The organism is Bradyrhizobium sp. CCBAU 51745, assembly GCF_028128715.1.
GTDB lineage: Bacteria > Pseudomonadota > Alphaproteobacteria > Rhizobiales > Xanthobacteraceae > Bradyrhizobium > Bradyrhizobium manausense.
In genome coordinates, this window is sequence record NZ_LBJP01000093.1 from 524,926 (window position 1) to 549,265 (window position 24,340).

Sequence of the window (24,340 nt, forward strand, 5' to 3'; positions counted from 1 at the left end):
TCGCTGACAGCCTGCGAATTACGACCAGCGGGATGATGCCATCCTACATCTGTTTTGCCCGACGGGTCAAACGATATTCGGAAAAATCAAATTAGGTGCGGCGCGAAATTCTTCAATGATTTGTACTGTGCATGGGGTTGTTTTCGCAGGTCGGTTTTCACCCCCGCACCCGCCTGATCATCTGCTCGACATGTGCGATCGGCGTTTCCGGCTGGATGCCGTGGCCGAGATTGAAGATGAAGCGGCCTTGCGCAAAATTTGCCAGCACGTTGTCGACCGCGCGGTCGAGTGCCGCGCCGCCCGTGATCAGCACCAGCGGATCGAGATTGCCCTGCACGGCGACGCGGCTCTGCACCCGCTCACGGATGAAGGCGGGCTCGGCGGTCCAGTCCATGCTGACGGCATTGACGCCGGTCGCTTCGACATAACCAGGCAGTTGCGCGCCCGCCCCGCGGGGGAAGCCGATGATCTTCGCGTCAGGCACCTTGGCGCGCACGCCGTCGACGATGCGCCGCGTCGGCTCGGTTGACCAGCGCGCGAATTCGGCCGGTGGCAATACGCCAGCCCAGGTGTCGAAGATCTGCAAGGCGTTGGCACCCGCGTCGAGTTGGGCCAGCAGATAGTGGATCGAGCTCTCGACGAGCACGTCGATGATCTTCGCAAACGCCTCGGGATGCCGGTAGGCCATCATCCGCGCCGGCGCCTGGTCGGGCGTGCCGTGGCCCGCGACCATGTAGGTCGCAACCGTCCACGGCGCGCCGCAGAAGCCGATCAGCGCCACTCTTGGATCGAGCGCACCGCGCACGATCCTGAGCGCCTCGAACACCGGCGCGAGCTTGCCGAAGTCGGCCTGCGCGGCGAGCGTTCCGACCTTGGCCGGATCATCCAGCGGTTCGAGCCGCGGACCTTCGCCGACCTCGAACCGCACCGCGCGGCCGAGCGCATGGGGGATCACCAGGATGTCCGAGAAGATGATCGCCGCATCGAAGCCAAACCTTCGGATCGGTTGCAGCGTGACTTCGGCGGCAAGCGCCGGATTGAAGCAGAGATCGAGGAAGCCGCCGGCCTTGGCGCGCACCTCGCGATACTCAGGCAGATAGCGGCCCGCCTGCCGCATCATCCACAAAGGCGGTACGGCTTGCCGCTGGCCGGAGAGCACGTCGATGAAGGGCTTTGTCGCAGACTGGGGCACTGATGGTCCTGATGCAGAGTTGAGGCTCCTGATACACCGCCGCGGGCGGAAGCGGAACAGGGGAACCAGCGCAAATGCGCCGCGTTGACCCCGCCAATGGAGGAGGAATTCCATGGCCCAGACGTTCAATCCCGCGCCGCATGACAAGCATGCCGAGGACCTGCGCGAAGCCCTCGCGGCGGATCGCCACGCCAAGCTCGACACCGGGTTGAAGGACAGCTTTCCCGCCTCCGATCCGGTCAGCGTCACGCAGCCGACGCCCTCGAAGGCCGATGCGGACGCCGAACATCCCACGCTCTGGGACAAGGTCAAGGCGATCTTCAGCTAGGGACCGCGAGTTTCCGACAGGTTTGCTAAGACCTTGTTAGTGATCTGCCGAAGTCCCGGTCCGTAGGAGTACGGAAAAGCCCGTAGATGAATGCGAATCCCTGTCAGCGCTTCAGGGATCACTAAGAGAAGCGGCAGAATTTCCCCCCATTGGAGAATTCTGTCGCATGAACGTCGTCTCACTGAGAGCCGGATGGAGCCGCCTGCCGTTGCGCGCGGCGGCTTTCGTCGTGCTCACTTGCGTCGCGATCCTCGGCGTCAGTGGCTGGCGCGAATGGGCCGCGCGCGATCAGGTGCTCAGGGGTGCCGAGACCGAGATGGCGAACGTCGCCCGCTCCTTGACGCAGCATGCCGAGGACAGCCTCGATTTGCTGGATTCGGGCGTTGTCGGTGTCGTCAGCCGTCTCGAGATGGACGGCACTGACCCGTCCACGATCGCCAAACTCGGCAACGTCCTTGACGCGCGCAAGAAGGCGGTCGCGCGCATCCACAGCCTCGCCATCATCGACGACCGGGGTAACTGGCTGACCTCGCCCGGTGCCATCGCATCGACGCTCAGCGACGATACGTTCTTCCGTCACCATCAGCTCTCGCCGAAGCGCGAGGCCTATGTCGGTCACCCCGTAAAGAGCCTGCTCGACGGGCAATCGGTCGTCACGCTGTCACGCCGGTTCAACAAGCCGGATGGCAGCTTCGGCGGCGTCGTGCTTGCAACTATCAGCGCCGGCTATCTCTCGCGCTTCTACGAGCAGTTCGAGATCGGGCGCAACAGCTCGATCGCGCTCGTGCATGGCGACGGCCTGATCATCGCGCGCAATCCGAACAACGAGCGGTTCGTCGGACGCAGCGTCGGCGACGGGCCGCTGTTTCGCGACCCGAGCCTACAGCGGCCGAGCGGCGCCTATCATTTCAAGTCGCCGCTGGATGGCGTCCAACGAGTCAGTTTCTTCAAGCGCAGCAGCAGCTACCCGCTCGTTGTGCTCGCGACCGTCGACAAGGACGAGCTCCTGGCGCCGTGGCGCGCCGCGGCGATCTCGCGCATGCTGCATGTGCTCGCGCTGGTGATGCTGATCGCGATCATCGGCGCGGTGCTGGTGCGGCAGTTGCAGCGCGGCCAGCGCATGGCGGCGGCCCTGATCGAGAAGGAGGCGCATTTCCGCCTGCTCGCCGAAGGCTCCAGCGACATGGTCACCCGCATCGGGCTCGACGAGCGGCTACGCTATGTTTCGCCGTCGTCCAACCGCGTCGTTGGCTGGCGGCCCAATCAGCTGATCGGCACGGAGGCGCTCGCCGGCATCCATCCGGAGGACCGCCCGCATGTCCAGACCATCATCGATGCCATGAAGCGTGGCGACATGGAGGAAGCGCGCGTCACCTACCGCAACGTGCACCGGCAGAAGTCCGAGGTCTGGCTGGAATCGACCATGCGCGTGACGCGCAAGGAGAACGGCACTGTCGACGGCGTGGTCGCGATCTCGCGCGACATCACCGAGCAGAAGAATCTGGAGACAAGGCTCGAGACGCTGGCGATCGAGGACAGCCTCACCGGGCTTGCGAACCGCCGCCGCTTCGACGAGCGACTGAAGGAGGAATGGGCGCGCGCGTACCGCGACCGCTCCAGCCTTGGCCTCTTGATGATCGACGTCGATCACTTCAAGGCCTACAACGACGAATATGGCCATCCCGCGGGTGATGCCTGTCTGCGCGTGGTGGCAAAGACCATTGCGGCCGAGGTGCAGAGGGGCGGCGATCTCGCCGCCCGTTATGGCGGCGAGGAATTCGCCATGCTGCTGCCGAACACCGATGCCGCCGGTTGCGCCCGGCTCGGTGAGCGGATCCGCAACGCCATCCGCGATGCCGGCCTGGTTCATGCCTCCAATCCTGCAGGGCCTTGCGTCACCGTCTCGGTCGGCGGCGCGGCTTGCCGGCCGGCGGTGGAGCGGACCGCGGGCACGAGCTCGCTGGTGGAGGCCGCCGACCGCGCACTCTACGCCGCCAAGGATGCCGGCCGCGACCGGCTGATGATGTCCGGCGAGGTCATGAACCTGTTGCCCAGAGCGTCAGGTCAGTAATCGCGCTCAATAATGCGGCGGGCGCTCGTTGGCAGGGCCCGGCGCGTTGGTCTCGGCGTCCTGCAGCCGCTCGCCGAGCTCTGCGACCTTCCGCGTCAACGCATCGATCTGCTTCCACTGCGCGGTGATGGTCTGGTTCAGCGTCTCGATGGTGTCGTCCTGATAGGCAAGGCGCATCTCCAGCGCGTCGATGCGTTCGGCAAGCGTCTTGATGTCATTCGTCACCGGCGTGCCCCTCATCCCGTTCGCGGAGACCAATTTCTTGCAGGCCATGGCCAAGCGCGACACGTTCGTCGAACACAAAACATTCGCCGCGCCAGCGGCTCTGCGCCTCCGGCACCTCTTCCAGATATTTCAAGATGCCGCCCTTGAGGTGGTAGACCTCGGCAAAGCCACGCGCCAGCAGATGCGAACTTGCCTTCTCGCAGCGGATGCCGCCGGTGCAGAACATTGCGATCTTGCGATGCTTGGCCGGATCGAGCTTTTGCGCGGCAAAGTCCTTGAACTGGCCAAAACTCTTGATGTCGGGGTCGACCGCACCCTCGAACGTCCCCATCGCCACCTCGAAAGCGTTGCGGGTGTCGAGCACCAGCGTGTCAGGCGAGGTGATCAGCGCGTTCCATTCGCGCGCGTCGACATAGATGCCGACCTGCCGGGTCGGATCGGCGCCCGCATCGCCAAGCGTGACGATCTCCTTCTTCAGCCGCACCTTGAGCCGGCCAAACGGCATCGCCTCGGCTGTCGAACATTTCAGCTCGAGATTGTTCAGCCGGCCGCCAAACATAGCTCCATGTGCGAGCTCATGGGCGAAGGCGTCAATCGCGTCGGCCGACCCGGCGATAGTACCGTTGATGCCCTCATGAGCCAGCAGCACGCTGCCCTTGAGGGACAGGCCGGCACAGAACGCCCGCAGCGGCTCGCTCAGCTCGCGGAAATCGGGCAGGGCAGCGAATTGGTAGAAGGCGCAGACCTTGTAAATCATGCGCCCGTTTAGCAGGCGGCCGGCGCCCAGAAAACCCGCAAGGAACAGCTCTATTCTCAGCGAATGGCAGCCATTTCGCTGGTATGCCAGCATTGCCCGGACGGCCTGGAATGTGTCATGAAGGTCCGGTTTTTCCGAGACGGCGCGGCGCGCGCCCCAACGGTTCTGAGAGAGCAAAACTTCGATGAGAAATTTCCACTTCCCCGGCAGGTCCACGGTCCACGCCACCAATGCGATGGTGGCGACCTCGCATCCGCAGGCTTCTCTTGCCGCGATCGAGGTGCTGCGCGAGGGCGGCACGGCGGTGGACGCGGCGGTGGCGGGTTCTGCCCTGCTCGGCGTGATCGAGCCGCAATCGACCGGCATTGGCGGCGATTGTTTTGCGCTGATCCAGCCGCGCGGCGAGGGCAAGATCATCGCCTATAATGGCTCCGGCCGGGCGCCAAAGGCCGCCAACGCCGACTGGTATCTCGAGCGCAAGATCAATTCCGTGCCGCTGACCTCGGCCCATGCGGTCTCGATCCCCGGCGTGATCGATGCGTTTGCGACCGTGCTGCGCGACCACGGCAAGTTCGGTTTCGACCGTCTGCTCCAGCCCGCGATCAAGGCTGCGGAGGAAGGCTATGTCGTCGCCCCCCGCATCGCCTTCGACTGGAAGAACCAGTTCGAGAAGCTGAAGAACGGTACCAACACCGTGCGTTACCTGCTGCCGGGCGGCAAGCCGCCGGTCGCCGGTGATGTCATCCGCCAGGCCGAGCTCGGCAAGACGCTGCGCGCGATCGCCAAGGACGGCCGCGACGCCTTCTACAAGGGCGAGATCGCGGAGGACATGGTCGAGACCCTGCGCGGCATCGGCGGCCTGCATACGCTCGACGATTTCGCCGCGCACACCACCGAAGTCACGACGCCGATCGGCACCATGTACAAGGGTTACGACGTCTGGCAGTGCCCGCCGAACGGTCCGGGCGTGACCGCACTTCTGATGCTCAACATCCTGTCGCGCTTCGACCTCACCAAATACGCCCCCGTCAGCGTCGAGCGCTTCCATCTCGAGGCGGAAGCTGCGCGTATCGCCTACATGAACCGGGAGATGCATGTCGCCTCTCCCGACCATATGAAGATCAACGTTGCCGAGATGCTCGAGAAGGGCTTTGCCGACGAGTATATCAGCAAGATCCGCATGGATGGCATGCTCGACCTGCCCAATGTCGCGCCGCCAATGAATCCCTCGACCATCTACATCACGGTGGTGGACAAGGATCGCAACGTCTGCTCGTTCATCAACTCGGTCGCGCATTCCTTCGGCTCCGCCATTGTTTCCAACAAGACCGGTGTGCTGTTCCAGAATCGCGCCGGCGGCTTCCGCATCCAGCCGGGTCATCCGAACTGTATCGAAGGCGGCAAGCGCCCGCTGCACACGATCATGCCGGGCCTGCTCACCAAGGGCGGCCGTTCCACGATGTCGTTCGCAGTGATGGGCGGCCAGTACCAGCCGACCGGGCAGACCCATCTGCTGACCAACGTCCTCGACTATGGCTGCGACGTGCAGGAGGCAATCGACATGCCGCGAGGCCTGCACTACGAGGGCCAGTACCAGCTCGAGGACAGCGTGCCGGCGGCGGTCGTCGAAGGCTTGAAGAAGCTTGGCCACAAGACCACCAGCGTGGTCGGCCCGCTCGGCGGCGCCCAGGCGGTCTGGATCGATTGGGACAAGGGCACGCTGACCGGCGGTTCCGATCCGCGCAAGGACGGTTGCGCGCTCGGCTATTGATCGTCGCGCGAGGTTCCTCGCAACAAGATCAGGAAAAGTTGACGGAGGGCGGCGCGGCATCGACAGCGCCGCCCTTTTCCGTTCGGAACGGAGGTCATGGCCCAAAGTTGGTGGGCGATGAGCGGTGCAGGCGTGCGCTGCCTTGTTGTCGAAGCGGCGGAGGCCGGCCATGTCCGATCATCCAAGTTCCCAATCATCCGGATACGATAGGCGTTCCTTCATGGCAGGTGCTGCCGGCAGCGCGCTTGTTCCGCTGACCGCGCGCGCGACCGTGCAGGAGGCACGAGCGGCAGTGGCGCAGGATCCGGCGCTTCCCGTCGACGTCACGCTGCGGGTGAATGGTCAGGAAAAGCGTCTGAGTCTCGATGCGCGCACCACGGTGCTGGACGCACTGCGCGAGCATCTCAAGCTCACCGGCAGCAAGAAGGGTTGCGATCACGGCCAGTGCGGTGCCTGCACGGTGCTGATTGGCGATCGCCGCGTGGTGTCGTGCCTGACGCTCGCACTGGCCGCTGAAGGGCAGGAGATCACGACCATCGAAGGCCTCGCAACCGACGACCGCCTGCACCCGATGCAGCAGGCCTTCATCGACAACGATGCGTTCCAATGCGGCTATTGCACGCCAGGCCAGATCATGTCGGCGATTGCCTGCGTGAAGGAGGGACATGCCGGCACCGATGCCGAGATCCGCGAATATATGAGCGGCAACATCTGTCGCTGCGCCGCCTATCCCAACATCGTCGCCGCGGTGAAGCAGGCCACGCCCGAGATCATGAAAGGCTAGGCGAATGCGACCATTTTCTTACCAGAGGGCGACAGACCCCGACATGGCCGTGCAGGCACTCAGCGCCGCTGCGGCGGCCAACAAACCGTTGACGCAGGCCTCGGCCCAGCCGCTCGCCGGCGGCACGACGCTGATCGACCTGATGAAGCTCGACGTGATGCGGCCCGCCGCGATCGTCGACATTAATCCGCTCGCGCAGGGGTGGTCGGCGATTTCGCCCGGTCGCGAGAACCTGCGGCTCGGTGCGCTCGCAAAGATGTCCGACGTCGCCGCGCATGACAAAATCCAGCGCAATTATCCCGTGATCGCCAATTCCCTGAAGCTCGCCGCCAGCGCCCAGCTCCGCAATATGGCGACACTGGGCGGCAACGTAATGCAGCGGACGCGTTGCAGCTATTTTCGCGATGTCTCCTATGAAAATTGCAACAAGCGCAATCCCGGCTCCGGCTGTGCCGCGATGGACGGCATCAACCGCATGCATGCGGTGCTCGGGATCTCCGATCAGTGCATCGCGACTTACCCTGGCGATTTCGCCCAGGCGCTGATCGCGCTGGATGCCACGGTCGAGGTTACCGGCAAGTCCGGCACCCGCAGCATGCCATTTGCGGAACTCCACAAGGCTCCCGGCAACACGCCCGAGATCGAGACGACGCTGCAGCCAGGCGAGTTGATCTCGGCCTTTCTTATTTCCGGCCGCTGGCCACGCTCGGTTTATCTGAAGGCGCGCGACCGGCAATCCTATGAGTTTGCGCTGTCCTCGGCTGCGGTTGCGCTGGACGTGCAGGATGGGACGATCCGGGACGCGCGCGTGGCGCTTGGCGGCGTCGCGACCGTGCCCTGGCGCGCTCGCGAAGCGGAGGCGCAGCTGAAGGGACAAAAATTCGACGACGGTCTGGCGCAGCGCGCCGCCGATGCTGCATTCGCTGAGGCCAGGGGGCGCCAGCACAACAGCTTCAAGATTGCGCTCGGCAAGCGCGTGGTGGCGCGTGCGCTCCGGCAGGCCGGAATGATGGAGATATGACCATGACCGCTGCCGCTCCCGAGCCGAAGGCGAATATGGGCAAGCCCGTGCCGCGTTACGATGCGGTTGCGAAGGTCACAGGGCGTGCAACCTACGGGTCCGACATGCCGCTGGACAATCCCGCCTATGCGTTCCTGGTCACCAGTGCGATCGCCAAAGGCCGCATCAACAGCTTCGATCTCGACGATGCTAAACGCGTGCGAGGCGTGATCGACATTGTCACGCACGAGAACGCGCCCAACCTGAACGAGTCAAAGCTGTTCAGCAATGGCGGTTATGCTGGCACCACGATCCAGCCGCTGAAATCGACCGACATTGCCCATGACGGCCAGATCATCGCGGTGGTCACCGCCGAGAGCTACGAGGCCGCGCGCGAAGCCGCCAACCGCGTCAAGGTGAGCTACACAGCCGCAACCCCGAGTGCGAGCTTCGACTCGCAGGGAACGACGAAAGCCGCCGCAAAAGGCCAGAACGCGCAATTCAAGGAAGACCCCAAGGTCGGCGACTTTGCCAAGGCGTTTGACGAGGCCGAGGTGAAGGTCGATGCCTCCTACGAGACGCCGACGCAGCATCATAACCCAATGGAGCTTTTTTCGACGAGCTGCGCCTGGATGGGCGACACTCTCGTCATCTATGAGCCCAGCCAATATGTCCACGGCCTGAAGAACGGCGTTGCCGAACAGCTCGGCATCGACGCCGACAAGGTGAGGGTGGTCAATCCGTATGTCGGCGGCGGCTTTGGCTCGCGCGGTTCGATGACGCCGAGAACTGCGATCATTGCCGGCATCGCGAGGCGGCTGAACCGGCCGATCAAGCTGGTTCCGACCCGCGACCAGGGCTTTACGATTGCGACCTATCGCGCCGAAACCCGCCACGAGATCAAGCTCGGCGCGAGCCGGGACGGCAAGCTGGTCGCGCTGAGGCATGAAGGCGCCGAGGTCTCTTCGCGCGCCGATCCCTATTGCGTCGGCGGCACCAAGACCACGACGCGGCTCTATGCCTGCCCAAATGTCGACAGTCTCGTGTCGATCGTGCGCGCCGACCGCAACACGCCGGGCTTCATGCGCTCGCCGCCTGAGGTGCCGTATTTGTTTGCGCTGGAGAGTGCGATGGACGAGCTGGCTGTGAAGCTCAACATGGATCCGATCGAGCTCCGCCGCGTCAATGACACGACCAATGAGCCGATCGACGGCAAGCCTTACACGTCGCGCTCGCTGATGGCGTGTTTCGACGAAGCGGCCAAAGCCTTCGGATGGGCACAGCGCTCGGCGGCGCCGAAATCGATGTCCGACGGTGACTGGCTCATCGGCTATGGCTGCGCGGCCACCTGCTATCCGACGCAGATGGCTCCGGCAGCGGCTCGCGTTCGCCTGCAGCGCGACGGCCGTACCCGCGTCGAGATCGCCGGCCACGAGATCGGCACCGGTGCCTACACCATCCTTGCACAGACTGCCGCCGAGCGGCTCGGCGTGCCGCTGGAGAAGGTCGCGGTCTTCATTGGTGACAGCGACCTGCCGCCGGGGCCCGTTGCTGGCGGATCGAATTCGACGGCCAGCACCTGCTCCGCTGTGATGATGGTGTGCGATCAGGTTCGTCAGCGCCTGTTCAAGGCGCTGATGCCGAACGAGAGCCTCACGGACAAGGCCAAGGAAACCGTTGGCATGGGGCAGACCCCGTCGACCCAGGCGGCCAAGGGCGATCGCCCGCTGGATCTGGAGAAGGCTTTCGACGCACTCGGCGTCGGCGTGGTCGAGGAATATGGCGAATGGAAGCCGGAAGGCGCGCCGCAAGATTCCTTCAAGGCGATGCACAGCGGCCACCCGCGGCTCGTCGGCGGTGCGGCCATGAAGGACAAGATCGCCTATGCCTTCGGCGCGGAGTTCGTGGAAGTCCGGATCAATCGCTTCACCCACGAGATCCGCGCGCCGCGCCTGGTTGGAGCGTTTGCGGCGGGTCGCATCATGAATCCGCGCACGGCTCGCAGTCAGCTGATGGGCGGCCTGATCTGGGGCATGTCCTCGGCGCTGCTGGAGGCCACGGAGATCGACGCGCGCACCGCACGCTATGTCAACGACAATTTTGCCGACTATCTCATTCCCGTGAATGCCGACGTCCCCGGCGTCGAGGTGATCCTACTCTCCGAGCAGGATGATCACATTAACCCGGCCGGCGCCAAGGGGCTCGGCGAGCTCGCCAACGTCGGCACCAACGCCGCGATCTGCAACGCGATCTATCACGCCACCGGCCAGCGCATCCGCAAGCTCCCCGTGCGGCTGGAAAATATCGAGGTCTAAAGGGGGTGGAAACGGCGTCGGCCTTGCGCTAGACACCTTCGGCCTCAAAGGGAAGGTGTCTTATGCAGCGTGTCCAGCGCGTGCTCCTCGCCATCATGTCGGCATTCGCGATCACGTCGATCGGCGGTGTGCCGACGTTTGTTTCCACCACGGCCTCGGCCCAGACCGCAGGAAAGACCATGACCACAGCTTCAGGATTGCAGATCACCGATAGCGTCGTCGGCACCGGCGCCTCGCCGAAGCCCGGCCAGATTTGCGTGATGCACTATACCGGCTGGCTCTACGAGAACGGCCAGAAGGGCAAGAAATTCGACTCGTCCGTCGATCGCAACGAGCCTTTCGAGTTTCCCATCGGCAAGGGCCGCGTCATCGCCGGCTGGGACGAGGGCGTTGCCACGATGAAGGTCGGCGGCAAGCGCACGCTGATCATCCCGCCGCAGCTCGGCTATGGCGCGCGCGGCGCCGGCGGCGTGATCCCGCCGAACGCGACGCTGATGTTCGACGTGGAATTGCTCGGCGTGAAGTGACGGCGCATTCCGCCTCGTCATGCCCGGGCCTGTCCCGGGCATCCACGTACTTCCTTCGTTCGGCCAAGACGTGGATGGCCGGGTCAAGCCCGGCCATGACGGATAGAGATCAACACAAACAAAAAGACCGGCCCCTCGGCCGGTCTTTTCGCTTTCAATGCTAGCGCGCTACTCCGCCGCGCGACGTGCGGCCGCAGCGGCGCGATCGATCGCTTCCTTCGCTGCGTCCTTGGCATCGCCCATGGCCTTTTGGCCCTTGCCCTTCACTTCCTGGACGGCGCCTTCGCCCTGCAGGCGTTCGGAACCGGTGACTTCGCCGATGTCCTGCTTGGCCTTGCCGATGGCTTCGTTGGCGTTGCCTTTGATCTTGTCGCTGGTGCTACCCATGAAACTATCTCCTTCCAGATTGCTCGCGATGACAACGCTGGGCAGCTATGAGGGTTCCGATTTGGTATGGCTTGATAGGTCGCCTTTGGGTAGTTTCGCGCACGGAACCAGCAGAAAGCAAAGTCGATGACCGGCCATGACCACAGCCATTCCCACCATGACCACGAGCACCAGGATGATCGATGGAAGCATGACGGCGTGCGCGTCATTCCCGGCAATCAACTCGATACCAATGTGCCCTCGACGCCAGGCATGGACCGCGCGGCCGCGATCAATTTCGCCCGCGTCGGCGCGCAGAAATTGTGGGCCGGCACCGTCAGCATCAAGCCCGACGCCAAGACCGGCGCGCATCACCACGGCCATCTCGAGAGCGTCATTTACGTGGTGAAGGGCAAGGCGCGGATGCGCTGGGGCGAGAGCCTGCAATTCACCGCCGAGGCTGGTCCCGGCGATTTCATCTTCGTGCCGCCCTACGTGCCGCACCAGGAGATCAACGCCAGCCCCGACGAGGTGCTGGAATGCGTGCTGGTGCGCAGCGACGGCGAGGCGGTTGCGATCAATCTGGACATCGAGCCGGTCGAGAAGCCCGAGACCGTGCTGTGGATCGACCCCGTGCATCGGGATCCGAACGAGAAGAAGTAACAGCAAGGCTCGCGGGGCCGGTGCGACCAAACCCCGCAGCCGTCTCGGCAAAATAATTCGGCATGCGCTGTCGGATGGCGGCCCCAGTCGTCCGTCCTTGGGCAGAACCCCGCCCAAGGAGCTCCCATGCCCAGGATGATTTTCGTCAATCTGCCCGTGACCGATCTCAAGCGCGCGACCGCCTTTTACGAGGCGGTCGGCGCGACCAGGAACCCGCAATTCAGCGATGACACGGCAAGCTGCATGGTCTTTTCCGAGACCATCTACGTGATGCTGACGACTCACGACAAATTCCGTCAATTCACGCCGAAGCCGATTGCCGACGCCAAGACCTCGAACCAGGCGCTGTTCTGCCTGTCCGCCGACAGCCGCAAGGAGGTCGACGATATCGTCGGCAGGGCCAAGGCTGCGGGCGGCGTGGCCGATCCCAGCCCGGTTGACGAATACAATTTCATGTATGGCCGCAGCTTTGAGGATCCGGATGGCCATATGTGGGGCGTGAACTGGCTGGACATGACAGCCGTCCCGCCGAAGCCCGCCATGGCGAACGCCTGATCGAAACCTGAAGAGGAGCATTCGCGATGTCCAAGCTCGTGCCCTGCATGTGGTTCAACGGCGATGCCGTCGATGCCGCCAAGTTCTACGTCTCGCTCGTTCCGAACTCGGAGATCACGCACGTTCAGCACAACGTCTCGGATAGCCCGTCCGGCAAGGAAGGCTCGGTGCTGGTCGTCGAGTTCACGGTGGCCGGGCAGCCCATGGTCGCGCTCAACGGCGGCATGAAGATGGAATACACGCATGCGATCTCGCTGATGATCCAGTGCGACGACCAGGCCCAGGTCGACAGCGTCTGGAATGCGTTCCTCGCCCATGGCGGCAAGGAAGAACAGTGCGGCTGGCTTAGGGATCGCTGGGGCGTGGCCTGGCAGATCGTGCCGAAAGTGATGTTCGAGTTCCTCACCAGCCCCGATAAGGCGGCCGCCGCCCGCGCATGGCAGGCCATGATGAAGATGGTGAAACTGGACGTGGAGGTGTTGCGGCGAGCGTTCGAGGGCAAGTCTGCGGCGTGAGGGCCAGTGCCGTTGCTAACACGAGAGATGTCATCGCCCGCGAAGCGGGCGATCCAGTATTCCAGAGGCCTTCGTCGAAGAGCTCGCTCTCACAACGACCGCCGCGGCGTACTGGATGCCCCGGCCAAGCCGGGGCATGACAGCGGAATTCGTGGTTATACACGAACCCGATGCTAATAATTGATCCTAAGCCCGACGCCGCCGTGGATCGTGTTGCCGACAGGCTGCGGGCCCAGGGTGCCGTTGGCGAAGAGGTCCACGACCCAGCCCTTCTGCACACGGAAGCCGAGACGGCCGCCATACTCGAACCAGCCCTGGTTGCCCATCGTCGGCACCACCATGCCGTTGCCGGTCACGGTGGCGACGATGCCGCTGTGGCTGGCGAAGGACTGCACCCAGCCGCCGTTGATATTGGTCTCGATATCGTTGGCGAAGAGATGGGTCCACTGGCCGCCGATCTTGACGAGGCTGGTGCGGTCGGTGCCCGTTGCAATGGTGGCGTCGAATGGATTGAACGCGACCGTGTTGTCGGCATAGCCTGACACGCGCTGCCAGAGCTGCCAGAGTTCGATGGAAGCTGCGACCTCATCGCGCGGTGACAGGCGACTGATCCAGCCGGCGCGGCCATAGACCGCATAATTGGAAGCGTCGGCTGAACTCGTCACGCTGACCGGACCGAGGCTGGAGGTGTAGCTGCGGGTGTAGCGCGCCTTTTCCCACGGCGTCAGGATCGTGCCGACGTCGAAGAACGGACGCGATGAGCCCCAATCGGTGAAGTCATAGCGCAGCGCAAAGGCGCCGATCGGCGCGCTGGTGATGTGATAGCCGCCCTCGCTGTATTGCGTGTAGGCGATACCGGCAAGCAGCGACAGGTTGGGCGTCAGCTCCTTGCGGCCGTGGATGCCCGCCGAGAACGAGCCGGCCGACCCGAACGCGCTGATGCAGTCGCTGCAATTGATCTGCTCGTTGACGCCAAGCAGCACCGTGCCGAGCACACGGTTGGTGATCATCTGATTGAAGCGCTGGCCTGCGAGGCCATTGACCGAATTGCCGCTGGAATCGGAGCCGGTCGGCGTTGGGCTCGGCGATGGGGTCGGGCTTGGCGACGGCGATGGGCTCGGGGAGGGCGATGTGCCTGGTGTCGGTGACGGCGAATAGGTCGGTGAAGGGGAGGGCGTCGGATTGCCGCACTCGGATTCGCAAAAGGTCGCGGCTGTCGCCGGGCGGGCGTCGAGCGCGAACAGCGTGAGCGCGGCGGCTGCAGCGAGTGTGCAGGCCAGTGCGAGGCGTTTGAAGTCGGGCTTTGCCATCGTCAGCGTCCACACAGCATACCGTCGTCATGGACGGCGGGCGTGGTCGGCGAGGCATCGGCATATTGGTTGACGGCGCACAGACCGGCATTGGCGGCGCAGTTGGCTGCGAACGTCCAGGGCGGCGAGTTGGTCTTGGTGATCGTGACTTTGCCGCCGGTCGAGGTGATGATCGCGGTGTCGCCCGGCTGGGTGAGCTGGATGCACTGGAAGCTCAACGTGCAGACGCTCGCCGCTCCCTCCTGAAGCACGACGACCGAGCGGCTGCGCTGCGAGAGGATGTCGAGGATTGTGCCGCGAACGCCGATGGTCGCCAGCGGCGTCGTGATCTTGTAGGCGGTCTTCTCCGAATGTCCGGTCACGAAGCGGAATGCGCCGGTCGCCATTCGGATGGCGACGTCGCGATAGCTGTGCTCGTCGTTGAAGACGGTGCGATCGAGCTTCAGCGTCGCACTCGGCCCGAGCGAAAGATTGGTGCTGTCGGCCATGACAAAACGCGCCGCACTGTCGGCACCGGTGCGCACGGTCTCGTCGCGCAGCATGCTGTCGCCGACATTGATCGGCGTCGTGCTCGCGGCCACACGCAGCACTTCGTTCTGGACGAGGACGGCTTCGCCGACACGCGTCTGGGCCTGCACAGAAGGCGCAGCGCACAATGCAGCCGACAGCAATGTTAGGAAAAGCAGAAAACGCAGATTCATGTCGTAACCGATCGATGCCCCTGATCGTGCTGGATCGCGCACGGCTCGCGTTGTGGCAGAATTATCACAGGCGGCGCGAGACGAGCGTTAGCTTAGTGACAGTTGCGGCAGAATGCGTTCAATGCATCGGCCGAGTGATTTTTTATTCGCGGTGACGCAGATTTGCCACGCAAAATAGCCCTACAGCAGTCGCTTGAAGCACATGCGGTGCCGACGACGTCGCGAAGCGCAGTGATCGCTGTCGCGATCTTCCTAGCCGCGCATTTTGCGCTGCTGATCGGGCTGACGACGCCGGACAAGTTCGTGTTCGACGAGGTGCATTACGTGCCGGCAGCACGGCAGATGCTGGGCTTCACTGCGCCGCAGCCGATGCTCAATCCGATGCATCCGCCGCTGGCGAAAGAGCTGATCGCGGCATCGATCGCGGCATTCGGCGACAACGCACTGGGCTGGCGCTATCCGGCGACCTTGTTCGGCGCGCTCGCTGTCGTCGCGATCTATCTCTGCGGGCTCGCGCTGTTCGGCTCGCAAGCACCCGCGATTGCGACGGCGCTGATCGCGGCCTTCAACCAGATGCTTTATGTGCAGGCGCGCATCGCGATGCTCGACATCTTTGCACTTAGCCTCGGCTTGCTCGCCATCGCTGCTTTCATGCACGGCTTTCGGCGAGAGCGGCCGCAGGCGCTGTTCGCGATCGCGGGTGCGTTGTTCGGTCTCGCAGCTGCCTGCAAATGGAGCGGCTTGTTTCCGCTCGCTGTCTGCATCGCAATCGTTGCGGTGATCCGCCTGATGCAGGGCTGGCATACTCTGTTTGCCGATGCGAAGCCAACCGACTGGTACCGCCCTGATCTCTGGCCCACATTCAGGGCGCATCATGCCGCGCTCTGCTTCGCGCTGTTGCCGGCAGTGACGTATATCGCCGCCTTCGTTCCGCTCTACGGCCTGTCGCTGCCGGATCTGATCGAGGCGCAGCGCCGGATCTTCGCCGACAACACCACCACTGCGATCGCCGGCCACACCTATATGAGCTCGTGGCCATCCTGGCCGTTGCTGGCGCGGCCGGTGTGGTTCCTGTTCGACAAGACATCAGACGACAACGTCGCGGCGATCGTCTTCCTCGGCAATCCGCTGGTCGCCTGGCCGGCGCTGCTCGCGCTTGCCGTTGTGTTGCGCGACGTCATCGTCGCGCGTCGTTGGGATGCGTTTCTGATCGCGGCGTTCTATTTCGGCTGCTGGCTCGCCTGGGCTTTGCTCCCGCGCACGCTGGGCTTCATCTACTACTATCTGCCGGCCGCAACGGTTGCGTCGCTTGCGCTGGTCTATGCGCTGCGCCGAGAGGGACTGCCGCGCTGGCTGCTGTGGGCCTATGTCGGCATGGCTGCCGCCGGCTTCGCGGTGATGCTGCCGATTTCGGCGGCCTTCATCGGCACATCGATGCAGACGTTCAACCGGCTGATGCTGTTTCAGAGCTGGATCTGACGACAGAAAACCGCCTGCCAGTCTCGCGGCAGGCGGCTTCGATTGTTGCAATAGCGTCTCAGGTCACTTGTTCAGATCATTTGGACGCGGTCTTGGTGTCCATGTTCACGACCTGGACGCGGCGGTTGATCGGGTCGGCGCCGTTGGCGGCGTCCTTCAGCTTGGTCTTGCCATAGCCGACGGTGACGAGGTCACTGCCGTTGAGACCGTAGTTCTGCACCAGGTACTTCTTGATAGTGTCGGCGCGACGCTCCGACAGGCCCTGATTGTACTCCTCCGTGCCGATCGCATCGGTATGGCCGGCGACCACGAAGGTCGAGCCTTTCAGCGACGGGTCGGACAGCGCCTTGCCGAGGGCTTGCACCGATGCCACCGAGGTCTTGGCGATGTCGGCCGAGTTGTAGTCGAACTGGATCTCCAGATCGATGTTCGGCTTGGTCGAAGCAAGCTCGGCGATCTGGTCACGTTCGCCCATCGAGAGCGAACGGGTCTGCCGGTTGCGCACGGAATTCAGGAAGGTCGCTTCCTTGGCCTGCGCGGTCGGATCGGCCTGCGGACCGACGGAGAGGCCGCGGGTGATCGGCTTCGGCTTCAACGCATCCAGGATCTGGCTGGACGAGACGTTGCTGTCGCCGGCGAAAGCCAGGCCCGCCGTCAACGACAGCGCGGCCGTGAGCGTGATCGCCTTCAGTCCAAACGACTTATTGAAATGGGTCATTGTCGTATCCTTGCTGTGACGCCTGATGGCGATTTGATGCTCCGAGCATAGGGAAGGTTCAAAAGCTCCGATGTGATGCGGGTCACATTCCAAAGGGCCGAAACGTCCGCTGCATCCTAGCGCCGGAGCCAATCGGCACCATGGCATTGCTCGCGCCACTGGCACCGCGCTACCATCAGAAAGGAGCGCTGTCTCATTCGGCATCGAAGCAGAATCCTGATCCATCACGCATTCTCGGACGAGGTTTCAATAGCTGCTGGACTCGCAGCTCCAGCGGGTACAATCTTTTGCCATTGCTCGTCACCTGCCGGATTGCCCGCTGCGTTAGCAGCCCGAAAAGCGATCGTCGCAGCGACTCCCAGCTCGGTTCGGGCAGCAGAAATCCCCGAGTGATCCAAATCACAGTGCGTCCTTGTGAGTTGGATCAGATTGCTCTCATCGGATCGGCTAAGGCCGATGCGAGAGCAGCGAAGAAGTTTGGATCAGGGGAGAATGATCATGCGCTTCTTGATCGCAGCAATTTCACTCGCAGCATTCATCGTCAGCGGCAATACGGCCTTCGCTGACAAGCGCGTCGCCTTCGTGGTCGGCAATGCCGCCTACAAGAACGTCCCGCAGCTTCCCAACCCCGCGATCGATTCCAAGGCGATGGCCAGGGTGCTGCGCAATGTCGGCTTCGATGTCGTCGAGGGAGCCAACCTCACGCGCGACGCCATGACTGCAAAACTCCTGGAGTTCGGCAAGAAGAGCGAGGGTGCCGATGTCGCGGTGTTCTTCTATGCCGGCCACGGCATTGCCGTGAACGGCATCAACTACCTGTTGCCGATCGATGCAGACCTGAAATCCGAGATGGACGTCAAGCTGGGCGCGGCGATCAATGTCGACCTCACGCTAGATCAAACCATGTCGGACGCGAAGGTGAAGCTCGTGTTCCTGGATGCCTGTCGTGACAATCCTTTCGCGGCAAAGATCCGCTCGGCGAAAGCCACCCGGTCGGTCAACGTCCGGGCCGGTCTGGCAGAGATGAAGTCGGGCGAGGGCACGCTGATTGCCTTTGCCACCGGCCCAGGTCAAACCGCGCTCGACGGCGAAGCCGGGACCAACAGTCCGTTCACGCGCGCGCTTGTCGCCAACATTGCCCAGCCTGGGATCGAGATCCAGCAGGCGATGACCAAGGTCCGCGCCCAGGTCAGTGACGAGACCGGCAAAGGGCAATTGCCTTGGGGGCACACCAACCTGACGGGCAACGTCTACCTCAATCCGGTTGGCGGGCTGGCTGCGGGCGCGACTGACACGTCGAGCGCGCCGGTGTTGGCCGCGAGCAAGCAAGGCTCCGACGTCGAGCTCGAGTTCTGGCGCTCGATCAAGGACTCCAACAAGGTCGAGGAGCTCAACGCCTATCTCACCAGCTATCCCAACGGCACGTTCAAATCGATCGCACTCGCCCGCATTGCGGCGTTGCAGGATGGTCCATCCAATGCCACCCGCAACCTGTCGGTTGGGATCGATCCCGCGACCTTCACGGAAGAGGCCAACCAAGTATCTGAAGACCAAATTGGTCTGGACAAGAGCCAGCGTCGTGACGTGCAGCGTCGCCTCACCGGGCTCGGTTTCGACGTCAAGGCGACAGGCCAGTTCGACGACGAGGCGCGTTCCGTGATCAGGCGGTGGCAGGCTGCGCGCGGTTATCCCGCTACGGGCTATCTCAACAAGCTCCAGCATAAGGCTCTGCTGTCGGAGATTGTCTCGACCCGCGCGGCTTCCTCGGAACAGGCAGACGATGAGCCGGCGCACCGCCGTTACTCGGGCGGTGGCGGCCGCCGCCATTATAGCGGCGGTGGTGGCGCTCCGGCAGGACCCGGTGGTCTACTTGGCGGTATGATGGGCGGGTTGTTCGGCCGCCGCTGAGGGGGGCAGGGGAGTAAGCAAAAGGCGGCCCGCTTTGGGCCGCCCATTATTCCGGAACCAGCGCTTACCGATCGTCGCAAAGCTGTCGCGGCATGGCCTGCGTGCGAACAAGAATTTGGCCAGATACGCGCCTAGCAGACCTCGACGAGCCGTCACCGCAAGCCGAAGGGAGCCGAGTTCCATCCAGTGCCGAGGCCCAGTGACTATCAATTCCATCGCAGCGGCCCGCCGGATCGGACTGTGTCTCTGAGCGCCATGCCGATCTACGTCGGCGCGGCGATGATCGCGGTGTCGATCCTGCTTTCGACGCTGATCACGGGCTTGACCTCCCGCTATGTCGGTCTCGAAGCTCCGACCGACGAGAACATGTGGCTGGTCGATCGCCTGACCGGCAGCGTCTTTCGCTGCGGGGCGGAGGGGCGGGGCAGGGCCTCCTGCGAGCCCGACATCGCCACCGGCAGCCTCGGTGACCGGCCCAACGACCGGACCAAGGCACCGAAGAACGGCCGTTAACGTCGGCTCGCTTTGCATTGCAGCAAGAAAATTGTCTTCTCCACGAAACGTTCTCGCCAGAAAATACGTAATTGCGAATGCCGGCATGACGCCGGTTTCGTTTTACTTAAGGAGACTTTTCGATGAAGACCTTGCTCAGCGCCGCAGCCTTTGTCGCGTTCGCTCTTTCCGCTTCGCCCGCATCCGCCGCCATGATGGCGTGCACCAGCGCCAATATGATGAAATCGACGGCCATGATGACCGGCACGGCCGACACGCCCGCCAAGATGGCCATGAACAAGGAAATGGCCATGGCCAATACGGACATGAGCATGGGCAAGATGAAGGGCGCCTGCATGCATTACATGAAGGCCCAGAAGGCCATGTCGATGAAGTAGGCCTCGGTCGCACCCATCCAGCCGCGCTGTCAGCAGATGGCAGCGCGGCTTTTCTATGCCGCGTTGTTCTTTCTCCCGGCGCGAATCCCGCTACATTGCCTCGCGCAATGCCCCGCGCCCCAAAACCCCTCCCAATCCCGACGACACAGGCCCGGCAGATCTGGCTGCGGGCCCAGCGGCTCGACACGCGTGAACCATTCGGGGAAGGGCCGCAGGCGGTCAAAGACGCGGTCGCCCATCTCGGCTATGTGCAGATCGACACTATCAACGTGATCGAGCGCTGCCACCACCACATCCTGTTCAGCCGTATCCCGTCCTATCGCCGCGCCGATCTGCGTCATGCCCAGAGCGTCGACAAGAGCGTGTTCGAATACTGGACTCATGCACTGTCCTACGTACCGTCGGATGATTTTCGCTTTTTCCTGCCGGCCATGCGCGAGCACAAGCGCGAAGGGCACAAATGGTACGCGTCGGTAACGCCGGCCGACACCCGCAAGGTGATGCGGCTGCTACGCGCCGGTCCCCTGACCATCCGCGACATCGAGGACGATGTGCTCACCGAGAAGGAGCATCTCTGGCAGAGCCGAAAACCTTCGAAGCGGGCGCTTCAGCTGGCCTTCTATACCGGCGTCGCGACCATCGGCGCGCGCCAGGGCATGCTCAAGACCTATGATCTGATGACGCGGCATTTCGGCTGGGACAAATTGCCCAAGCCGGCATCGCCGAAGGAGATCACGGCCTATCTGCTCGACCGCGCGCTGCGCTCGCAGGGCATCGTCAGTCTCGATTCGATCTGCCATCTCGATGCGCCGAGCAAGAAGGCGGTGGGCATCCTGGTCGCTTCGCGCGTTCGGCGCGGCGAACTCGTGCCTGTCGCAATTGAAGGCGCCGGCAAGCAGGAGCATTGGGCGACGCCCGCGGCGCTCGAGCCTGCCGAGGTGCCGCCGGATCTCGTCCACATCCTCTCGCCGTTCGATCCGCTGATCATCCAGCGCAAGCGCACCAATCTTATTTTCGGCTACAACCATCTGTTCGAGGCCTATGTGCCGAAGGCCAAGCGCAAGCTCGGCTATTTCGCGCTGCCGGTGCTGGTCGGCGACGAGATCGTCGCCGCGCTCGATCTCAAGACCGACCGGCAGGCGAAGAAGGTGTTGATGCAGAAATGGATCTGGGTCGGGCAGGGCAAGAAGACGGCAGGGCGCAAGGAGCTGAAGCGGAAGATCGAGGAAGAACTCCACCGGTTCGAGCGGTTTCAATTGGCGGAGTGAGGCAGCCTGCTCGCCATGGTGACGGTCTCATAGGGTGGGCAAAGTCTCGTAGGGTGGGCAAAGCGGAGCGTGCCCACGCATTTTTGGAGATCGAGAGAGATGGTGGGCATGGCGCAAGAGCGCCTTTGCCCACCCTACGAGACCGCGAGAAGATGCGGGCGCGGGTCAGCGATGTCGGTAGCAATGCGGCAGAATGATTCGGCTGCGTCCCATGCATTGCTTGCTCCATTGACTCTTTGCCGGCGATGCTCAAAACCGGGATCAGCTCACAAAAGCAACAATACGGGGGGACGCCATGAGCCAGACCACGACCTATACCGCTTCCGCCGGTGCGAAAAGCGCCATTGAGACCTCAACGATCAGCGCCATCTCCTGGCGCCTGATTCCGTTCCTGGTGCTGGCCTACTTCTTCTCCTATCTCGATCGCGTCAATCTCGGCTTCGCCGCGCTGACCATGAATGCGGAGCTGAAGTTCACCCCGCTGATCTTTTCCTGGGGCGCCGGCATCTTCTTCATCGGCTATTTCATCTTCGAGGTGCCGAGCAACCTCGCGCTGGAAAAGTTCGGCGCCAGCCGCTGGATCGCCCGCATCATGGTGACCTGGGGCATCATCTCGGCGCTGATGGCGCTGGTGAGCGGCGTGACCAGCTTCTACGTCCTGCGCTTCCTGCTTGGCGTCGCCGAAGCCGGCTTCTTCCCCGGCATCATCCTCTATCTCACCTATTGGTATCCGGCCGAATACCGCGCCCGCTTTCTCGCAGCCTTCGCGATCGCGGTGCCGGTTTCGACTGTGATCGGCGCGCCGATTTCGGGCCTGTTGCTCGGGCTCGACGGCGTGATGGGTCTGAGGGGCTGGCAGTGGCTGTTCATTCTCGAGGGCATTCCCTCGGTGCTGCTCGGCATCGTCACCTGGTTCTATCTCACCGACAAGCCGGAGAAGGCGGACTGGCTCTCGGCCGAGCAGAAGGCCTGGCTCAAGGCGAAGCTCGATTCGGAGATCGCCGCCAAGCAGGCGGTGAAGCATCTGTCGCTCGGCGAAGCCTTGTCGTCACCGAAGGTGATCGCACTCAGCCTGATCTATTTCGGCTTCGTCGGTGCGCTCTATGGCATGCAGTTCTGGCTGCCGCAGATCGTCAAGGCGTTCGGCCTCACCAATGCCCAAACCGGCTTCGTCACTGCAATCCCTTATCTGTTCGGCACCATTGCCATGATCCTGTGGGCGCGGCATTCGGACGCCACGCGCGAGCGCGTGATGCATGTCGGCGCGCCCATGATCCTGATTGCGATCGCGCTCGCCATTTCCAGCTATCTCACCGACCCCACCCTGACCATGGTGGCGCTGACCTTCGCAGCGATCGGCGTGTTCTGCGTCTTCGGCGTGTTCTGGACCTTGCCGACCGCCTGGCTCTCCGGCACGGCGGCCGCCGGCGCCATCGCGCTGATCAACTCGATCGGCAATCTCGCCGGCTTCGGCGGGCCGTATCTGATCGGCTGGGTCAAGGAAGCGACGGGGCAGACCTCGACAGGTCTGTTGGTGCTCGCCGTGCTGCCGCTGCTCGCCGGCATTTTGGTCTTCATCGGCGGCCACGAGAGCAAGCACGAGTTCGGCGACCAGGGGCGCTAGAGACGCCGCACCGCTGACGTAGGTTCCGTAGGGTGGGCAAAGGCGCTCTGCGCCGTGCCCACCCTCTCTCCCGACTACGAAAAATGCGTGGGCATGCTACGCTTGCCCACCCTACGATAGCACCTTCGGCACCGTTTTTCTCGATCCTTACCATCTCTTAACGATCACGCATTACTGATGACTGACGATTATTGACTTTTATCAGTGATTATTCGACATTCCTCTCATTGCAGATGCAGGAGTGTCCCCGATGTTGGTTCGGTCGATTTTGTCCAGCTATTCCAGGCTCTTGGCGGGCGTGTCGCTGGCCCTGATGGCCGCGGCGCTGGCCGGATGCAACGATTCCGTGGCGCAAAAAGCCGAGCCGCCGCGGCCGGTCCTGGTCGCGACCGCGCATTATGACGCCGAGATCCCGGAGCGCAGCTTCGTCGGCACCATCAAGCCCCGCATCGAGAGCGATCTCGGTTTCCGCGTCGCCGGCAAGGTCGCAAGACGCCTTGTTGAGGTCGGCCAGACCGTGGACGTGGGCCAGGCACTCGCCACCCTCGACGAGGTCGATCTGAAGCTCCAGGCCGAGCAGGCCGTCGCCGAACAGACCGCCGCAACCGGCGTGCTGGCCCAGGCCGCCGCGGCCGAGCAGCGCGCCAAGGATCTGAAAGCCAAGGGCTGGACCACGGACGCCGCGATGGATTCGAGCCGCGCCGCGGCTGACGAAGCCCGTGCGCGCCTTGATCGCGCCGTCCGCTCGGTCGAGCTGACCAAGAATTCCCTTTCCTACGCGACGCTTGTTGCCGACGCCCGTGGCGTCGTGACCGCAACGCTGATCGAGCCCGGCCAGGTGGTCGCCGCGGGCCAGGCTTCGATCCGTGTCGCCCGCTTTGCCGAAAAGGAAGCGGTCGTCGCGATCCCTGAGACGCTGGTTGGGCGCGCCAAGTCGGGCGTCGCCAGCGTCACTCTTTGGTCTGAGCCGGACAAGAAATATGTCGCCAAGTTGCGCGAGATCGCGCCGGCCGCCGATCCGGCCACGCGCACCTATCTCGCAAAATTCTCGCTGCCCGAGGCTGGCGACAAGGTCGCGCTCGGCATGACCGCGACGCTGACGCTGTCGGATGCCGGCACCGAGCGCGTCGCGCGGCTGCCGCTGTCGGCGCTGTTCAACGAAGGCGGCAAGCCGTCCTTCTTCGTCGTCGACGGCAACGGCGCGGTCACGCTCAAGCCTGTTGTGGTGAAGTCCTACGACAGCAACGACGTCGTCATCACCGGCGGCGTCGACGAGGGTGCCAAGATCGTCGCCCTCGGCGTGCAGAAGCTCGACCCCGGTCAGAAGGTGCGGGTCGTGTCGGCGCTGTCTTTCTAGGCGTGACTACCAGTTA

At 63.4% G+C, this 24,340-nt stretch carries 24 protein-coding genes; 17 read left to right on the forward strand and 7 right to left on the reverse strand.

Features of this window, described 5'->3' with window-relative positions; translation table 11 throughout:
• Nucleotides 1-157: 157 nt before the first annotated feature.
• Nucleotides 158-1,192, reverse strand: coding sequence for a uroporphyrinogen decarboxylase (gene hemE / locus XH98_RS38645; RefSeq protein ID WP_271621708.1), 1,035 nt, complete (start codon nucleotides 1,190-1,192; stop codon nucleotides 158-160).
• 112 nt (nucleotides 1,193-1,304) lie between these two features.
• Between hemE and XH98_RS38650 the strand changes: the two genes are divergently transcribed.
• Together XH98_RS38650 and XH98_RS38655 are read left to right on the forward strand one after the other, a co-directional pair.
• Nucleotides 1,305-1,520 (forward strand): hypothetical protein, encoded by a 216-nt coding sequence (locus XH98_RS38650; RefSeq protein WP_271621709.1) that lies wholly within the window; start codon nucleotides 1,305-1,307, stop codon nucleotides 1,518-1,520.
• A gap of 166 nt (nucleotides 1,521-1,686) precedes the next feature.
• Nucleotides 1,687-3,591, forward strand: a complete 1,905-nt coding sequence (locus tag XH98_RS38655; protein WP_271621710.1) for a diguanylate cyclase — start codon at nucleotides 1,687-1,689, stop codon at nucleotides 3,589-3,591.
• A gap of 6 nt (nucleotides 3,592-3,597) precedes the next feature.
• Here XH98_RS38655 and XH98_RS38660 read toward each other — a convergent pair whose 3' ends face one another.
• Together XH98_RS38660 and trhO are read right to left on the reverse strand one after the other, a co-directional pair.
• Nucleotides 3,598-3,816 (reverse strand): SlyX family protein, encoded by a 219-nt coding sequence (locus XH98_RS38660; protein ID WP_220003974.1) that lies wholly within the window; start codon nucleotides 3,814-3,816, stop codon nucleotides 3,598-3,600.
• Nucleotides 3,806-4,573, reverse strand: a complete 768-nt coding sequence (gene trhO / locus XH98_RS38665) for an oxygen-dependent tRNA uridine(34) hydroxylase TrhO (protein ID WP_271621711.1) — start codon at nucleotides 4,571-4,573, stop codon at nucleotides 3,806-3,808. Before trhO ends, XH98_RS38660 begins: the two co-directional genes overlap by 11 nt.
• A gap of 184 nt (nucleotides 4,574-4,757) precedes the next feature.
• On the opposite strand from trhO, the gene ggt reads away from it, so the two are divergent.
• From ggt to XH98_RS38690, 5 genes are all read left to right on the forward strand, one after another.
• Nucleotides 4,758-6,344 (forward strand): gamma-glutamyltransferase, encoded by a 1,587-nt coding sequence (gene ggt, locus XH98_RS38670; RefSeq protein ID WP_271621712.1) that lies wholly within the window; start codon nucleotides 4,758-4,760, stop codon nucleotides 6,342-6,344.
• A 220-nt stretch (nucleotides 6,345-6,564) separates the two neighbouring features.
• Complete coding sequence (locus XH98_RS38675) at nucleotides 6,565-7,128, forward strand: (2Fe-2S)-binding protein (RefSeq protein ID WP_271621713.1); 564 nt, start codon at nucleotides 6,565-6,567, stop codon at nucleotides 7,126-7,128.
• A 4-nt stretch (nucleotides 7,129-7,132) separates the two neighbouring features.
• Complete coding sequence (locus tag XH98_RS38680; RefSeq protein WP_271621714.1) at nucleotides 7,133-8,149, forward strand: FAD binding domain-containing protein; 1,017 nt, start codon at nucleotides 7,133-7,135, stop codon at nucleotides 8,147-8,149.
• Between the two features lie 2 nt (nucleotides 8,150-8,151).
• Nucleotides 8,152-10,443, forward strand: a complete 2,292-nt coding sequence (locus tag XH98_RS38685; RefSeq protein WP_271621715.1) for a xanthine dehydrogenase family protein molybdopterin-binding subunit — start codon at nucleotides 8,152-8,154, stop codon at nucleotides 10,441-10,443.
• Nucleotides 10,444-10,505: 62 nt separating this feature from the next.
• Nucleotides 10,506-10,970, forward strand: coding sequence for an FKBP-type peptidyl-prolyl cis-trans isomerase (locus XH98_RS38690; RefSeq protein ID WP_057756944.1), 465 nt, complete (start codon nucleotides 10,506-10,508; stop codon nucleotides 10,968-10,970).
• Between the two features lie 168 nt (nucleotides 10,971-11,138).
• On the opposite strand, the gene XH98_RS38695 is transcribed toward XH98_RS38690, so the two are convergent.
• A complete protein-coding gene (locus tag XH98_RS38695) occupies nucleotides 11,139-11,357 on the reverse strand; it encodes a CsbD family protein (RefSeq protein ID WP_271621716.1) in 219 nt (72 codons plus the stop codon).
• A 126-nt stretch (nucleotides 11,358-11,483) separates the two neighbouring features.
• Between XH98_RS38695 and XH98_RS38700 the strand changes: the two genes are divergently transcribed.
• From XH98_RS38700 to XH98_RS38710, 3 genes are all read left to right on the forward strand, one after another.
• Nucleotides 11,484-11,999 (forward strand): cupin domain-containing protein, encoded by a 516-nt coding sequence (locus XH98_RS38700; RefSeq protein WP_057756946.1) that lies wholly within the window; start codon nucleotides 11,484-11,486, stop codon nucleotides 11,997-11,999.
• A gap of 126 nt (nucleotides 12,000-12,125) precedes the next feature.
• Entirely contained in the window at nucleotides 12,126-12,554 is a 429-nt protein-coding gene (locus tag XH98_RS38705) for a VOC family protein (RefSeq protein WP_271621717.1), read from the forward strand.
• Between the two features lie 26 nt (nucleotides 12,555-12,580).
• Nucleotides 12,581-13,069: a VOC family protein gene (locus XH98_RS38710; protein WP_271621718.1), complete on the forward strand. Its 489-nt coding sequence runs from the start codon at nucleotides 12,581-12,583 to the stop codon at nucleotides 13,067-13,069.
• 173 nt (nucleotides 13,070-13,242) lie between these two features.
• Here the strand turns inward: XH98_RS38710 and XH98_RS38715 are convergent, their stop codons facing one another.
• Both XH98_RS38715 and XH98_RS38720 read right to left on the reverse strand, forming a co-directional pair.
• Nucleotides 13,243-14,379 carry a hypothetical protein gene (locus XH98_RS38715; RefSeq protein WP_271621719.1) on the reverse strand — a complete coding sequence of 379 codons (1,137 nt, stop codon included), beginning with the start codon at nucleotides 14,377-14,379 and terminating at the stop codon, nucleotides 13,243-13,245.
• 2 nt (nucleotides 14,380-14,381) lie between these two features.
• Entirely contained in the window at nucleotides 14,382-15,080 is a 699-nt protein-coding gene (locus XH98_RS38720; protein ID WP_271621720.1) for a FecR family protein, read from the reverse strand.
• 174 nt (nucleotides 15,081-15,254) lie between these two features.
• On the opposite strand from XH98_RS38720, the gene XH98_RS38725 reads away from it, so the two are divergent.
• Nucleotides 15,255-16,559, forward strand: a complete 1,305-nt coding sequence (locus XH98_RS38725; protein WP_442868693.1) for a phospholipid carrier-dependent glycosyltransferase — start codon at nucleotides 15,255-15,257, stop codon at nucleotides 16,557-16,559.
• 76 nt (nucleotides 16,560-16,635) lie between these two features.
• Here XH98_RS38725 and XH98_RS38730 read toward each other — a convergent pair whose 3' ends face one another.
• Nucleotides 16,636-17,277, reverse strand: coding sequence for an OmpA family protein (locus tag XH98_RS38730; RefSeq protein ID WP_057756959.1), 642 nt, complete (start codon nucleotides 17,275-17,277; stop codon nucleotides 16,636-16,638).
• A 498-nt stretch (nucleotides 17,278-17,775) separates the two neighbouring features.
• Between XH98_RS38730 and XH98_RS38735 the strand changes: the two genes are divergently transcribed.
• The 6 genes from XH98_RS38735 to XH98_RS38760 all read left to right on the forward strand — a co-directional run bounded on the left by XH98_RS38735 (nucleotide 17,776) and on the right by XH98_RS38760 (nucleotide 24,324).
• Entirely contained in the window at nucleotides 17,776-19,185 is a 1,410-nt protein-coding gene (locus tag XH98_RS38735; RefSeq protein WP_271621722.1) for a caspase family protein, read from the forward strand.
• 255 nt (nucleotides 19,186-19,440) lie between these two features.
• Nucleotides 19,441-19,698, forward strand: coding sequence for a hypothetical protein (locus tag XH98_RS38740; RefSeq protein ID WP_057756961.1), 258 nt, complete (start codon nucleotides 19,441-19,443; stop codon nucleotides 19,696-19,698).
• A gap of 122 nt (nucleotides 19,699-19,820) precedes the next feature.
• Nucleotides 19,821-20,075: a hypothetical protein gene (locus tag XH98_RS38745; RefSeq protein WP_271621723.1), complete on the forward strand. Its 255-nt coding sequence runs from the start codon at nucleotides 19,821-19,823 to the stop codon at nucleotides 20,073-20,075.
• 107 nt (nucleotides 20,076-20,182) lie between these two features.
• Nucleotides 20,183-21,343 (forward strand): winged helix-turn-helix domain-containing protein, encoded by a 1,161-nt coding sequence (locus XH98_RS38750; RefSeq protein ID WP_271621724.1) that lies wholly within the window; start codon nucleotides 20,183-20,185, stop codon nucleotides 21,341-21,343.
• 295 nt (nucleotides 21,344-21,638) lie between these two features.
• Complete coding sequence (locus XH98_RS38755) at nucleotides 21,639-22,967, forward strand: MFS transporter (protein WP_271621725.1); 1,329 nt, start codon at nucleotides 21,639-21,641, stop codon at nucleotides 22,965-22,967.
• Between the two features lie 250 nt (nucleotides 22,968-23,217).
• A complete protein-coding gene (locus XH98_RS38760) occupies nucleotides 23,218-24,324 on the forward strand; it encodes an efflux RND transporter periplasmic adaptor subunit (RefSeq protein WP_271621726.1) in 1,107 nt (368 codons plus the stop codon).
• The last annotated feature ends 16 nt before the right edge of the window (nucleotides 24,325-24,340 follow it).